12 protein-coding genes and 1 tRNA gene are annotated in these 14,090 nt (G+C 62.8%); 3 read left to right on the top strand and 10 right to left on the bottom strand.

Going from position 1 to position 14,090, the window contains the following annotated elements:
• The first annotated feature begins 4 nt into the window (after positions 1-4).
• From ACVJ19_RS14320 to ACVJ19_RS14330, 3 genes are all read left to right on the top strand, one after another.
• Positions 5-262 (top strand): TackOD1 domain-containing metal-binding protein, encoded by a 258-nt coding sequence (locus ACVJ19_RS14320; RefSeq protein ID WP_453948585.1) that lies wholly within the window; start codon positions 5-7, stop codon positions 260-262.
• Between the two features lie 217 nt (positions 263-479).
• Positions 480-689 carry a hypothetical protein gene (locus ACVJ19_RS14325; protein ID WP_018644275.1) on the top strand — a complete coding sequence of 70 codons (210 nt, stop codon included), beginning with the start codon at positions 480-482 and terminating at the stop codon, positions 687-689.
• 231 nt (positions 690-920) lie between these two features.
• Positions 921-2,192: a tyrosine-type recombinase/integrase gene (locus ACVJ19_RS14330; RefSeq protein WP_453948584.1), complete on the top strand. Its 1,272-nt coding sequence runs from the start codon at positions 921-923 to the stop codon at positions 2,190-2,192.
• 1,640 nt (positions 2,193-3,832) lie between these two features.
• On the opposite strand, the gene ACVJ19_RS14335 is transcribed toward ACVJ19_RS14330, so the two are convergent.
• The 10 genes from ACVJ19_RS14335 to ACVJ19_RS14380 form a co-directional block, all read right to left on the bottom strand.
• A tRNA-Arg gene (locus ACVJ19_RS14335) sits at positions 3,833-3,909 on the bottom strand.
• A gap of 72 nt (positions 3,910-3,981) precedes the next feature.
• A complete protein-coding gene (locus ACVJ19_RS14340; protein WP_453948583.1) occupies positions 3,982-4,701 on the bottom strand; it encodes a metallophosphoesterase family protein in 720 nt (239 codons plus the stop codon).
• A 25-nt stretch (positions 4,702-4,726) separates the two neighbouring features.
• Entirely contained in the window at positions 4,727-5,638 is a 912-nt protein-coding gene (locus ACVJ19_RS14345; RefSeq protein ID WP_453948582.1) for a hypothetical protein, read from the bottom strand.
• Position 5,639: 1 nt separating this feature from the next.
• The gene (locus ACVJ19_RS14350; RefSeq protein WP_453955092.1) at positions 5,640-6,803 is read right to left on the bottom strand and encodes an MBL fold metallo-hydrolase; all 1,164 of its coding nucleotides are present in this window, start codon (positions 6,801-6,803) and stop codon (positions 5,640-5,642) included.
• Positions 6,804-6,901: 98 nt separating this feature from the next.
• Complete coding sequence (locus ACVJ19_RS14355; RefSeq protein ID WP_453948581.1) at positions 6,902-7,180, bottom strand: hypothetical protein; 279 nt, start codon at positions 7,178-7,180, stop codon at positions 6,902-6,904.
• A gap of 1 nt (position 7,181) precedes the next feature.
• Positions 7,182-10,292: an EAL domain-containing protein gene (locus tag ACVJ19_RS14360; protein WP_453948580.1), complete on the bottom strand. Its 3,111-nt coding sequence runs from the start codon at positions 10,290-10,292 to the stop codon at positions 7,182-7,184.
• Between the two features lie 175 nt (positions 10,293-10,467).
• A complete protein-coding gene (locus ACVJ19_RS14365; RefSeq protein WP_453948579.1) occupies positions 10,468-11,553 on the bottom strand; it encodes a branched-chain amino acid ABC transporter permease in 1,086 nt (361 codons plus the stop codon).
• A complete protein-coding gene (locus ACVJ19_RS14370) occupies positions 11,550-12,560 on the bottom strand; it encodes a branched-chain amino acid ABC transporter permease (RefSeq protein WP_453948578.1) in 1,011 nt (336 codons plus the stop codon). Before ACVJ19_RS14370 ends, ACVJ19_RS14365 begins: the two co-directional genes overlap by 4 nt.
• Positions 12,557-13,279: an ABC transporter ATP-binding protein gene (locus ACVJ19_RS14375; RefSeq protein WP_453948577.1), complete on the bottom strand. Its 723-nt coding sequence runs from the start codon at positions 13,277-13,279 to the stop codon at positions 12,557-12,559. Before ACVJ19_RS14375 ends, ACVJ19_RS14370 begins: the two co-directional genes overlap by 4 nt.
• Positions 13,276-14,040: an ABC transporter ATP-binding protein gene (locus ACVJ19_RS14380; RefSeq protein WP_453948576.1), complete on the bottom strand. Its 765-nt coding sequence runs from the start codon at positions 14,038-14,040 to the stop codon at positions 13,276-13,278. The genes ACVJ19_RS14375 and ACVJ19_RS14380 overlap by 4 nt, the downstream gene beginning before the upstream one ends.
• Positions 14,041-14,090: the final 50 nt, after the last annotated feature.

Below are 14,090 nucleotides of genomic sequence, written 5' to 3' on the forward strand. Positions count from 1 at the left end.
CAAGGTGCAGATCAGCGCGGATGAAACGATGTGTCCGGTCTGCGGAAATCGCCTCGCCTTCGACCGGATCCTGCATCACATGATCTGCGCCTATGTCGGGCCGTCCAGCGATTTCGTCGAGACTGGGGACGGCTATGTCTGTCCGAAATGCCGGCGCAGCATCGCCTCAGGCGACCCGGCCTGCGAAGTCGTCGGCACGAGCGCGCGGTGCAGCGCCTGCGGCAAGGAGATGATCGTGTCGCCGGTCGCGGGCTCGATCTGAAACCCTCACAGCGGGGAGGCGGCATCGCCGAGCGGACGCCGAATGCTTCCGGTGTCGCCGTTCGTCGTTGCCGGGATCGCGTTTGCCGGCTTGCTCAATGCGGCCATCTGACGTTCGAATTTTGGCGTTCAGCCTCGGCGGGTTCAAAGAGCAATCTCAGGCTTGTGAGTGGCAAGGCCTGGGATGTGGTCCCATATGGGTCTGCGGAGGACAGCCCATGCAATACAGCTCCGAGCTCATCCAGACCATGCGCCAGGCACTCGAGACCGTGATGGCGAGCGTGCCGGCCCATCAGTCGGTCTTCGGCCTGAAAGCGGCCGTCGCCGAATGCATCCTGAAGGCCGCCGCACATGGTCAGACGTCATATGACGGGCTGGTGGCGTCCGCCTCCGACCAGATCCAGGCGATCGTCTCGATGCTGACGTAGATGCCTGTGTGACGACGGCGGCAAGACTGGCGCACCCGACACGATTCGAACGTGTGACCTTTGCCTTCGGAGGGCAAAGGTGAGGAAATTGCCCGTGCTTACCTGAAATCCCTTGGAATTGATCGCCCTCAAATATAGGCTGATCTCAGCCTGATTTGGGGGCTACGGTCGTTTCCTCAGATTTCCCCCGTTTTCCGGCGCCTGCTTACCCGGTGCTTACCCGAGGGAATCTTGCCGAAGCTGACCAAGCGCGTCGTGGATGCCGCACATACCACCGGAAAAGACCTCGTTATTTGGGACAACGAGCTCCGGGGCTTTGGCGTGCGCGTGAAAAAGAGTGGGGCCAAGTCCTTCCTGGTGCAGTACCGGAACGCCAACAACCGTAGCCGGCGGCTCACCTTGGGGCGCTACGGTGTTCTGACCCCGGAGGAGGCTCGCCGAGACGCTAAGCTGGCCCTCGCGGACGTTGTGAGGGGTGCAGATCCCGTCGAGAGCAAGAAGCTGGCCCGAGGCGCGATGACCGTCGAGGAACTATGCCGCGAGTACCTAGACAAGGCCGAGCGGGGCCTCATCCTCACGCGACGAGGCGAGGTCAAAAGCAAGACGACCCTGTACAGCGACAAGGGCCGTATTGAGCGGCACATCATCAAGCTGGTCGGCAAGAAGACCGTGAAGGGGTTCACCTCCACAGACGCAAAAGGCCTCCAGCGTGACATCATCGCCGGCAAATCAGCGGCCGACGTGAAGACCAAAACCCGGGGCCGGGCGATTGTGACTGGCGGGAGAGGAACCGCAGCCAGGACGATGGGCCTCCTAGGAGGCATCTTTAGTTACGCCGTTGACGAGGGCTATCGACCCGACAATCCGGTTAGTGGCATTCGGCGTCCCAAAGATCAGACCAGAGAGTGGCGCCTAGATGACGCCGGCTATCGCCGCCTGGGTAAGTGCCTCGCCACCGCCGAGGCCAACGGCGAGCACTGGCAGCGCGTCCTCGCGAGCCGGACATCCGCCATGACTGGTTGCCGATTGGACGAGGTGGAGGGATTGCTGAAGACCGAGGTCGACACCATCGGGATGGCCCTTCGTCTCGGCGACAGTAAGACCGGGAAAAGCATCCGCCCCGTGGGGCCTGCTGTCATCGCCGTTCTGAAGGTGGCTATGGCCAAGTCAAAGTCGAAATATGTCTTCCCCGCCATCACGACCGAGGCGAAACACCATACGGGCTTGACGCGATGGCTTCAGAAGGTATCGGCAAAGGATGTTCCGGGGATCACTAGTCACGGGCTGAGGCATTCCTTCAGCTCCACAGCTGAAGACCTGGGATACACCTTGCCGACCATCAAGGCTCTCATCGGCCATTCCAAAAAAGGGAACGTGACGATGGGCTACATTCACAAGATCGATTCGGCGCTGCTCGCAGCTGCCGACCGCATCGCCAGACACATCGATGATGCCATGAACGGAAAGAAACAGAGCAAGGTCGTCCAGTTTCGGAAGGCCTGACCAAATCGGCGCGGCTAGGGTAGCTCCCGAAAAGCTGGTCCGCACCAGCCTGCCGCGTCGTCCACCTGCGGGGCACTAGCGGAAGTGCAATGAGCATTGAGATAATCCATAAACAATTGAGCCTGCGGGCTGAGTTCTGGAAGAAGTCACTCGGTTGGCCGAAAGACAATGCGTCGTACGTTTTTCTGGGGCGCGCGGTTCATGCCATTGGCAGGTCAACGTTTGGAGCGGAGTGGACAGGCGATGAGCCCTGTCGCGACCCGGTACCGCACCTCTCTGTTTTCCCAGAGAAGTCTGGCTGGCGAGCGCGCCTTGTTCATGAGCTTCTGGTCAAGCATCATCCCGAACACAATCGGCAGCCGATGGAACGGATAGCAGGGTGATCAGAGCTTCTGTCTTCCCTGAGCCGGTCGGCAGAGGTAAGACGTGCCAGCGTCGTTCCGTAGCGGCGGTCTGGATAGCTTCCTCAAGTAGAGACCAGCCTTGGGCAAGAGGCGCGCTGTATGGGCGGCAGAGCGTTTGCGTCCAGTGACGCGTCATGCGTTCGATGAATTGCGATGTCATTCCTAGCGTCTGAATTGAAAAGGCCCGCCGATTGAGCATCGACGAGCCTTCAGGGATTTAGATAATCCGACAGCTATCTCTAAAAGATTTATCTAGAGTTCGTTGTCGGTCTTTGTGGGGTCGGGCCTCTCGCGAGCTGCCCGGCATTTATCAAATAGGGAGGGTATTGAGTTGTCGGGCTGCCCAGCAGTCACAGAATCGGGCGGCCCGGCAAACTGGCGCACTCTCCCATCCCACCTGTCGCGGCTATTGCCCAAGCTATGGCCCTGACTTTCGCGGATAGACGTATGGTAAAGGCAAAGTCATCTGGACCTGTAGGATAGTCCATAGCTTCCCTGAAATGCACCTCAACCGTTCTGGTGCCAGCCTGCATAGTTATAACCGAGATGATTAACGCGGGTTTCTCTCTGAACCATCCACGCGTTGCTATGCACCTCACGACGAGAGATAGTACGGTGCCGTTCTCGTAGTGAAGTGGGCAGCTAATGAGATCGTCCTGAGCGTCCGAAGGCTGTAGGCCCATGCTTTCGAGCGGCAGGGCGATTAACTGTGCAACGTACTCTGGCATCGTCAGTGTTCGGTTGCTCATGCCGCGAGCGCCTTGCTATTGCGCAGCTTCGTGACGAGGTCTTCTGGCTTCAAATGCGTGTAGCGAAACAACGTCCGTAGGTCCCTATGTCCGCTGATGGACGCAACCTCGGCTGTATTTAGTCCCTTCCGCTTGCGCTCCGGGACAATCCCACGCTTCTCATTGGTGACGGTGTCGCGATAGCGCGTAAGCAGTTGCGCGACAGTGATCGTATTGAGGGATCGTACGTCGTTCGGGATCAACGTCCGATCTAGCTCGGCTTCGATCTGCCGTGCCCAACGTTGCGCGTCGGACTTAGATTGAAACGACTTGGCTCGTGTCGAGTGTCCGTGGCGTCTGACTTGGACCTGCCACTTGCCGTTCCTGAACCGTAGGCTTGCCATTCAAAAAGCTCCTCTCGTGTGACCAGCTTGTGACCGGCCGGTTCGAGGAGCTTTTGAGGAGCTATGACCAACGCTCTAAAACGTTGGTACATCGAGAGAAACGTTGGCGCACCCGACACGATTCGAACGTGTGACCTTTGCCTTCGGAGGGCAACGCTCTATCCAGCTGAGCTACGGGTGCAATAGGGTTCATTTAGCCGATTGGCGAGGGGTGGGCAACCGCTAGCTTTGCCTGGGCTCCGGCGCCCGGTATCTAATCCTGGAGGGCGGCCGGTCCCGAGATCTCGCCGGAATCGTTCACAAACAATAGCGGGCCCGCCTCCGAGGTGGCGAACACGGCTGCCGTGAGCGGGCCGCCAAAGCAGGCGCCGGTATCCAGGTTCAACCGGTTCGCGCGCAGATCAGGTGTCCGGGACCGGATCGGCGTATGGCCATGGACAATGAACAGCCCGTGGTCGAGATCGGACGACAAGAAGGGTTCCCGGATCCAGAGCAAGTCTTGCTCGGACTGCGACGCCAGCGGCACGGCCGGCCGTATCCCTGCGTGGACGAAAAGTCGTCCATGCTCGATCTTCATGAGCGGAAGTGCGCGTATCCAGTCGAGATGCTCGCTCGGGACATCGGCCGGATCGTCAATTCCGTAACTGTCGAGCGTCTGTTCGCCGCCGTTTCCCCACCAATTCATGAGGTCGCGGTCGGTACGCTCCATATCGGCCGCGCGAAGCAGCATCTCCTCATGGTTGCCCCGGAGACAAGCGAAGGGGTGGTCCTGCTTCCCCTCGCTGCCGACGAGAAAATCCATCACCTCGCGGCTCTGGGGGCCCCTGTCGATGTAGTCACCGACAAGGACGAACTGCGCGCTCCGCTCGCCGCGAATCTCATCGCACACGGCGAGAAGCGACATCAGCTTTTCAAAGCAGCCGTGGACGTCGCCGATCGCGAAGGTGAGCCTTTCGTCTTCGGGAAGGGGCAAAGCAGGCTTTCTCCCTCTTGCCAGCTCAGATGGTGAGATCCTTTGTCGTGCCCTTGAACCTGATGCGCTTCGGACCCACGCCCAAATCCGCGAGCGATTCGATCACTCTGTCGTTGAGCGTCTTGCCGCCCTTGTCCTTGCGGTCGCGTTGGTCCGCGGTGAAATGATAGACCAGCAGCCCGACATTGGCACTGCTGACGTTGATCTTCTCCCCCTTCGCAACGGCGCTGATCGCCGCAGCCACACTGCGATGCCCGTTGCTCCATTCCGCCATCTCGGTCAGATTCGTTGCAACCCATCGATAGCTGTCGTCGATCTCCGCCTTGTGAAGGTCGATCACCGTCCGATAGTCCTTGATCTGGCGGACGATCTTGCCGTTCTCAAGTTCGGGATTGCTGAACGTCTTGGCCTCCCAGAACACCAGATCGACGCCGTTCGCCGTCGTTTCGAAGTTCGCCAGGTCCATGCGCGGGAGGCTCCGCTCGACGCCGGGTACGACGGATGCGTTGATCGCAATCTCGACGTCGACGACGGAGAGATTGGACGTCGCGATCTCGTGGACACCTTCCTTCTCTCGTCCGGAATACAGCGATGCAGCCCTTTTGAGCTTCTCCAGGGTCGCTGCGCCCTCGTATTCGCGCGTCAGCATTCTTGGCTCGGCTTTGCCGAAGGCGAACTTCCCCTCGACAAGCGAAATCTGATCCTTCAAGTCCGGATTCAGGAGATACTTTTCGTGCGTCGTGGCGGTCACCTTCCCGCCCTTGAACGACACTTTGAAGATGGATTGTCCCTGCCAATAGACGTTCAGGTACTCGTCCCGAATACCGATGATGAGGGAGGGATCGGCAAGAACGTCTCTCCACCAGCCATCCTCCTGAGCGAGTACCGCGAGTGCCCTGCGAAAATCGTCTTGCCGGATTCCACGCCTGAAGCTCATCTCATACCTCCCACCATTCGCCATCGCTGCGCCGCGTGACGTTGTCAAAATGTCTAGAGAAGCTGTCGCCTTCGAATGTGTGAATGGGCACCAGCCTGTCCGGTTGTATTGCGTTCGAGAGCCGCTTGAGATCCAGGATGCTGGCGTGACCCGAGGTATGGATGATCTCAATGGGAACGCCGCGTGTTGCGAGATCCGCCTTCAGCCTGGCGCCAGGACCGTCCTTCAGATATCCGTCCCATTGCGACCAGATCGCCCTGGTGCCGGTCCAGAGATTTGCGGTCTCCACGTCGCGGGCCATTGCAGGACGAAACAGCATCACGGTGCGATCGGCGATCTCGGTGATGTGCTCGCGGTAGATCCGCGCGGATTTGTACGGCTCAAGCAGGTCGAAGCGCTTGTTCCGTGCGATCTGTCGACGCTGATACTCCGGCACATAGACCAACAGGTTCGGCCAGCCGACGTTCGGCAGGCGCTCGTTGCCGGTGGCCCGCAATATCTCCATCGCGTAGAGGTCCAGCAGCAGCGTTCGGTCGCTGCGCTTGCAGGCGCGGTAGATGCTGACGATGCGATCGATGTTCTGCGCGGACGCCGAGAGGATGACGAAGCCTGGCGGCCTGAGGCTCTCGGTCAGCCTCGCCTCGATGTCGTCTTCCGTCGGAAATTGCGTGTCTTCGTCGAGACGGCCGAGGCTCGACCCCTCCATCAGCATCGTATCGACGCCGCGGGGCGGATTACTCACCAATCGCTCGAACAGGCCGCCCTTGCGACCATGCGCACGGATATCGCCGCTATAGAACAGGCGCCGGCCGGCGGCGTCGATCAGCAGCGCATAGGCATCATAAGCCGAATGATCGACAAGATAGGGCGTGATGCTGAACGGGCCGATCTGGAAGGTCTTGCGATCGACCAGCTCGAATGAAACGTCTGGCACAAAGGCGTTGGGCACGAAAGGAGCTGCCGCACGCATGATGCGCGCAGTCGCAGCGCCCATGGCGAGAGGGACATTCGGTCTGCACAGGGGGAGCAAACCCCAATGATCGCCGTGTCCGTGCGACAGGACGATCGCATGCAGGGTTGGATCCTCGACACGGAGCCCGGCCACGGCCGGGAGCAGATCATCGGACGCGCCGTCGGCGTCGAGCGGAAGTCCGAGGTCGAGCAGGATTCTCTCGCCCGCGGCCTCGAGCTCAATGCAGGTGCCACCAATTTGCTGCGTTCCGCGGTGGACACGTCCGCGAAACGAACCGGCTTCCCCGGACATCAGCGGTTGGTCTTGATGGCAGGGCCGGGTTCGGCCGGGCAGGTGAGGGCACCGGGGGATGGGCAGGGAAACATCAAAGCGAATACGGCTCCAGGCAACGACTTATCTATATTCAAACGAGCGCCCGAGAAATTGCGGCTTTTCGAGAAGAAAATGTGCGTGTTGTACTGGCGCAACATCACCCGCAGGCAAGCGGTCTGTTGGCCGTGATGGTCGTTGAACAGCTTGAAATGATCGGCGTCGACGGCCCTCGCCGGAGCCTTGCCCGGCTTCGGCATCTCAGGCCACCGCCGCCACCGGCGCGGCATCGCCCCGGCCGAACAGCTTTCGCACCTCGGCGGCCGGCTTCGGCGCGCTGAACAGATAGCCCTGCATCTCGGTGCAGCCGAGATTACGCAGCATCTCGCGCTGGGCCTCGGTCTCGACGCCCTCGGCGACCGTGGTCATGTTGCTGGCCGCGGCGATGTTCACCACTGCCTGCACGATAACGGGTGCGCCGCCGGTCTCCGCGATATCGGCGACGAAGCAGCGGTCGATCTTGATCTTGTCGAACGGGAAGCGCTTCAGGTAGCTGAGCGAGGAGTAGCCGGTGCCGAAATCGTCGAGCGCGATGCGCACGCCGATCGAACGGAGCTGGTGCAGGATCGACAGCGCCGCCTCGTCGTCGCGGATCAGCACGGCCTCGGTGATCTCGAGCTCGAGCCGGCGTGGGTCTAGCCCGGAGGCGGCGAGCGCGCTGGCGATCCTGAGCGCCAGCGTGTCGCATTTGAGCTGCACCGGCGAGACGTTGACCGCAACCCGTATATGCGCCGGCCAGGTCGCGGCTTCGTTGCAGGCCATGCGCAGCACCCAGTCGCCGAGCTCGTTGATCAGCCCTGTATCCTCGGCGACCGGAATGAACTCCGCCGGCGACACCATGCCGCGCTCGGGATGGCGCCAGCGCAGCAGCGCCTCGCAGCCGGTAACCGCGCCCGAGCGCAGATCGACCAGCGGCTGATAGTGGATCTCGAAGCCGCCGTTGACCAGGGCCTGACGCAGATCCTGCTCCATGGTCAGGCGCGCCTTGGCGCTCGCGTCCATCTCCGGCTCGAAGAAGCGGTGGGTACGGCGGCCCTCGGCCTTGGCGCCGTACATCGCGAGGTCGGCGTTCTTGATGAGCTGGTCGAGATCGGCCCCGTCCTGCGGCGCCAGCGCAATGCCGATGCTGGCGTCGGTGGAGAGCTGGTGGCCGAGGCAGTGATAGGGCTGCCGGATCGCCTCGTAGATCAGCGTCACGAAGGACAGCACGTCAGCGGAGGACCGGATCCCGGTCTGGATCACCGCGAATTCGTCGCCGCCGAGCCGTGCGATCAGGTCACCCTTCTTGAGGCAGCCGCGCAGGCGGGTCGCGATCGCCTTCAGCAGCTCGTCGCCGACGTGATGGCCGAGCGAATCGTTGATGCCCTTGAACTCGTCGACGTCGATATAGAGCAGCGCGAACTGCGCACCGCTCGCGACCTTCGCCAGCTCGCGCTCGATCTGTTCGCGGAACAGCGTGCGGTTCGGCAGGTCGGTCAGCGCATCGTAATGCGCCATATGCGCGATCTTCTCGTGGGCACGCCGCCGCTCGGTGACGTCCTCGACGACGCTGATGAGGTAGCGCGGCTCGCCGGACTTGTCGCGAATGCCGATCCGGGTCGAGGTGATATAGCGCAGTCCCTTGGTCTGACTTCGCCAGGCATGCTCGTCCTTGAACAATCCCTCGGCGGCCTGCAGCGCCTTGCTGTCGTCCTCGGTGACGAGCCTGGCCGCCTCGTCCGGGTAGAGGTCGAAGGGGGTCTTGCCGACGATCTCTTCACTGGACTGGCCGAACTGCTCCTCGGCGGTCCGGTTGACGAGCAGATATTGTCGCGTTCCGGCGTCCTTCACCGTGATCTGGGAGGGGATGTGATCGATGATCTCGCGCAGGAACACGTAGTTGCGGTCACGCTCCTGCTCCAGATTGCGCCGCTCGGTGATCTCCTCGATCGTGGCGACCCAGCCGCCCTGCGCGAGCGGAGTATTGATGACCTGGAAGGCGCGGCCGTTGGGCAGCTCGTGGATCCTGGTGGAGACCGTACCTTCGGCGACCACCCGCATCACATCGGCGCAAAACGCCTCGACGTCGCCGCCGAACGCACCACGTTCCTTGCGATGATACATCGCCTCGCGAATGTGACAGCCCGGCTTGATGACGTCGTGAGAAAGGCCGAACATGTCGGCGTAGCGTCGGTTGCAGGTGACGATGTAGCCGCTCGCGTCGTACAGGATCAGCCCTTGCGACATGTTGTTGAGGGCGGTGTCGAGCCGCAGCCGCTCCGCCTCGATCCGCTCGTGGGCCTCGCGGTTCTGCCGTTTGATCTGGCGAATGATCAGATAGAGGATCAGCGCGATCGCGGCGGCCGAAAGCGCGGCCGTCGTGACCATGAAGCCGGTCTGCTGCCGCCAGTCCGCAAGCGCTGCAGCCGTGGTGTTGGTGGCGACGATGACCAGCGGGAAGTGCTTCAGCGACGCGGCCGAGCCGAGCCGCTCCTCGTGGTCGACCGGGCTCCTGACGCGAAGCGTGTGCTGGCCGCCTTTGGTCAGCACCATCCGCATCAGCGGCGCATCCTTGAAGCTCCTGCCGATCAGCTCCTCGGCATGCGGGTAGCGCGCCAGCATCTTGCCTTCGCGGTCGAACAGCGAGATCGCCGTGCCTTCCGCGAGTGCCACGGATGCGAAATAGTTCTGGTAGCTGTCCGGATCGATCCGGCGGACCATCGCGCCGAAGAAGGTGCCGTCGGCGCCGCGCAGCCGTCGTGCGACGACCGTGGTCCATTTGCCGATGATGAAGCTGCGGACTGATTCCAGGATGACCGGCTCGGCCATCGGATCGGATTTGAGTGTCTGGAAATAGGCGCGCGAGGAAATACTGATCTTGGGCAGCGGCTGGCTTCGCGACCAGTTGATGAGTTCTCCGTCGGCATCGTAGATCGCGATGTCGCCGAGATAGGACACGGAGCTGATCTTGCTTCGCAGCATCTGGTTCGCCGCAGGGCCCGACATGCGCTCGCGGAACATCGCGGGCGAGCTGATCTCCGGCAGGTTCATCTGCCCGATCAGATCGGCGGCAACGACATCGGAGTCCTCAAACTGCTGATCGAAGTGACGCGCGATCAGCTGTACCGTGTTTTCCAGCTCGCGCTCGCGGTTGACCAGGGTCCGCTCGCGGAATTCACCGACGGCCATGGCGGTCACGGCGAAGATGCCCCCGACCAGCAATACGCCGCACAGGGTCAACCACAGGACAGGGCCGCGCCGCGCCAAGGCCGCCCAGCCGTTTTTCGCGGCTAGGGACATTCCGGCTGCCATCGTGGAAAAGACCTGGCGCATTCCCCCTCCCTGGAAGGACAGGCATACACCTCACAAATGGCGCAAAGCTTAGGAAAACCAGTTACCTAAGGATTAAATCCGGTTGCGCTGTCGCGCCCGCATACCGCCGGACGCGAAGCACGTCGCAGTTGCGTTGCGCCCGCAGCAATCGCTGCGCTGCATCATTAATCGATGCTTAATGCGAGGCGCCCGCGCCCTTCTTGCCGCCGCCATGGCGCAGCCGTCCGACCACGCCGGTCGGAAAGAAGTAGACGCTGGCGATGAAGAGCAGCCCGAGCCACAGCAGCCAGCGGTCGGGATGCAGGAGTCCCGGCAGCAGCGGCAGGCCGGCTTCCGACGCCGCCTTGGAGGCAACGCCCATCAGCGACTGCAGATAGTTCTGCGCGAGGATGAAGATGGTGGCGCCGATGATCGCGCCGTAGATCGTGCCCATGCCGCCGATCACCACCATCAGCAGGATGTCCAGCATGATGGAGAAGCTCAGGGAGGTGTCGGGACCTGCATAGCGCAGCCACAGCGCGTTCAAAATGCCGGCGCTGGCGGCGACCAGGGCAGCGAGGCAGTTGGCGTAGGTCAAATGGAAGACGGTGCGGAAGCCGAGTGCCTCGGCGCGGAAGCGATTCTCGCGGATCGCCTGCAGCACGCGACCGAACGGCGAGTTCACCACCCGCAGCAAGGCGAGGATCATCAGGGCCGAGATCGCGAACACCAGATAGAAGGTCAGGATGCGGCCGTTGACCTCGAAGCCGAACAGATTCTTGGAGATCAGCACCGTGCCGGGCCGCAGCAGCTCCGGCAGCTGGAAGCTGCGCCCGTCTTCACCGCCGGTCAGCCAGGACAGCTGCGAGGCCAGCACCTGGAAGGCGGAGGCGACCGCGAGCGTGATCATGGCAAAGAAGATCGCGGCCACCCGCAGCGAGAACAGGCCGATGGCGAGCGCGAGCAGGGCGGCGAGCGGCAGGCCGGTGACGATGCCGGTTGCGACCGCCGCCCAGTTCGGACCCATGCCGTACAGCGCGATCGCGATGGCGTAGCTGCCGATACCGTAGAACATGGTATGGGCAAACGACACCGAGCCGGTATAGCCGAGCAGCAAATCGTAGGAGGCGACCAGCGCGGCGAAGACGCAGATCTTGGCCGCGACGTTCAGCGCCTTGGCGCCCGGAAACAGGAACGGCGTTGCCGCCAGCGCCAGGATGATGACGACGAGGAGAAGCGTGAGGACGCGGCTGCGCGGCGGATCGCCGGAGAGGATCATCATCGGCTGGTCACCGCATAGAGGCCGCGCGGCCGCCACATCAGAATGGCGACCATCAGCAGGATGTTGGAGACGAGGGCGAGTTTCGGCACCAGGAAGCCGCCGTAATTTGCGACCATGGCCACCAGGATCGCGCCGATGAAGCAGCCGCCGATCGACCCCAGGCCACCGATGATGACGACGATGAAGATCAGCACGGTGAGGTCGTCGCTCATGGAGGCGTGCACCTGCTCGCGATAGAGCGCCCACATCACGCCGCCGAGGCCGGCCAGTGCCGATCCCGTCATGAACACGCCGAGGAACAGCCGCCGGATGCGATAGCCGAGCGCTTCGACCATCTCGCGGTTCTCGACGCCGGCGCGGATCAACAGGCCGAGCTTGGTGCGGTTGAGCACGAGCTGGATTGCGATGAAGACGGCGAGTCCGATCAGCATCGCCAGCACGCGGTATTTGGCGATCGCGACGTCGCCGAGGATGAAGGAGCCGCGCAGCGAGGCCGGCAACGGCATCGGGATGATCTGCGGTCCCCACAGCGCATAGAGCGTCTGCTCGGCGACGATCAGGCCGCCGGTCGTCATCAGGATCTGCTTCAGATGCTGGCCATAGACCGGCAGGATCAGCACGCGCTCGACGACGAGGCCGAGCGCGCCCGACACCGCCATCGAGAGCAGCGCGGCCGGGGCGAGCACTGCGAGGTTGATCCAGAGCGAGTCCGCCTGGATCGACGCCGCGAACGGCGCCAGCACCAGGGTTGCGACATAGGCCCCGACCGCAATGAAGGCGCCGTGGCCGAAATTGAGCACGTCCATCAGGCCGAACACCAGCGTCAGGCCCGAGGCCATGATGAAGATCATCATGCCCATGGCAAGGCTCGCGGCGGTCAGCGTCAGCCAGGTGCTGGGCGAGCCGATCAGCGGAATCATCGCCAGCGCGAGCGCGATCGGCAGCAGGATCGGTGCGAGGTCGCGCTTCGGCTTCGGCAGCGGATCGGTTGCGGCAAGATCTGTCACTGATGCGCCTCCAGGCTCAGGCCGAGCAGCCGCTCCTGCAGCGGCACGTCGGCGGCGAGCGCCGCCATCTCGCCGCGATGGACGATGGTGCCGTTGTCCATGACCAGCACGCTGTCGCCGAGCTCGCGGGCGGCAAAGAAATTCTGTTCGACGAGGAGAATGGTCGCGCCCTTGCGTTTGATCTCCTTCAGGCACTCGATCAGCGCGACGATGATCGCCGGCGCCAGCCCCTTGGTCGGCTCGTCGATCAGCAGCAGCTTGCGCGGCTCGATGATGGCGCGCGCGATCGAGAGCATCTGCTTCTGCCCGCCCGAGAGGCTCCCCGCCCGCGATAGCCAGAACCGGCGCAACGCTGGGAAGAAGCCGAAGATCCAGTCGAGCTGGGTGTCGTCGAGCGGCCCGTCGCGCGCCGCCAACACGAGGTTCTCCTTCACCGTGAGGTCGGAGAACACGGCCATGCTTTCCGGCACGTAGCCGACGCCGAGCCGGGCGATGTCGGGCGTGGCGCGGCTCTCGATGCGCTCGCCGGCGAGGGTGATCTCGCCGCTGGAGGCCTGCCACAGGCCCATGATGGTGCGCAGCGTCGTGGTCTTGCCGGCACCGTTGCGACCGAGCAGCATCGTGACCTGTCCTTGCGGGACGGCGAGATCGATGCCCTGGAGGATGTGATAGCGCCCGATATGGGTGTGCACGCCGGAGAGTTTCAACAGGTCGGTCATGCGGCGCTCTTCGGTGCTACGCCGAGATAGGCTTCCTGCACGATCGGCGAGGCGATCACCTCAGCCGGCGGGCCGTCGGCGACTAGCTGGCCGTTATGCAGCACGATGATGCGGTCGGCGAGCGAGCGCACCACGTCCATCTTGTGCTCGACCAGCAGGATGATCTTGCTCCTGTCCTGCTTGAGCTGCGCGATCAGGTTCAGCACGACAGGCACCTCGTCGATGCTCATGCCGGCGGTCGGCTCGTCGAACATGAAAACCTTCGGCTCCAGCGCGATCATCAGCGCCACTTCGAGCTTGCGCTGGTCGCCATGCGACAGCGCGGTCGCGGCGACGCCGCGGCGATTGCCGAGCGCGACCTGGTCGAGGATCGCGTCGGCGCGCGCGATCAGGTCGCCGCGCACCATCCAGGGCCGCAGCATGTCGTAATGGGTGCCGTTCGCCGCCTGCACCGCGAGGCGGACGTTCTCTTCCACGGTGAGATTCGGAAATAGATTTGTCAGTTGGAACGCGCGTCCGAGACCCGCGCGGGTCCGCATCGGCGCTGAATGCTGGGTGATGTCGGTGCCGTCGAACAGGATGCTGCCGCTCGATGCGCGGAGCTGGCCCGAGATCAAGTTGAAATAGGTGGTCTTGCCGGCGCCGTTCGGCCCGACAATGGCGGTGAGCTCGCCCGGGCGGAACGTGCAGGTGACGTTGTTGACCGCGACATGGCCGCCGAAGCGGATGGTGAGGTCGCGGGTTTCGAGGGTGAGAGACATAGGTTTCACGCGCATCGGCTGGCTATGACACCTCTCCCCGGAGGGGAGAG

Source organism: Bradyrhizobium sp. USDA 376 (genome assembly GCF_054063675.1).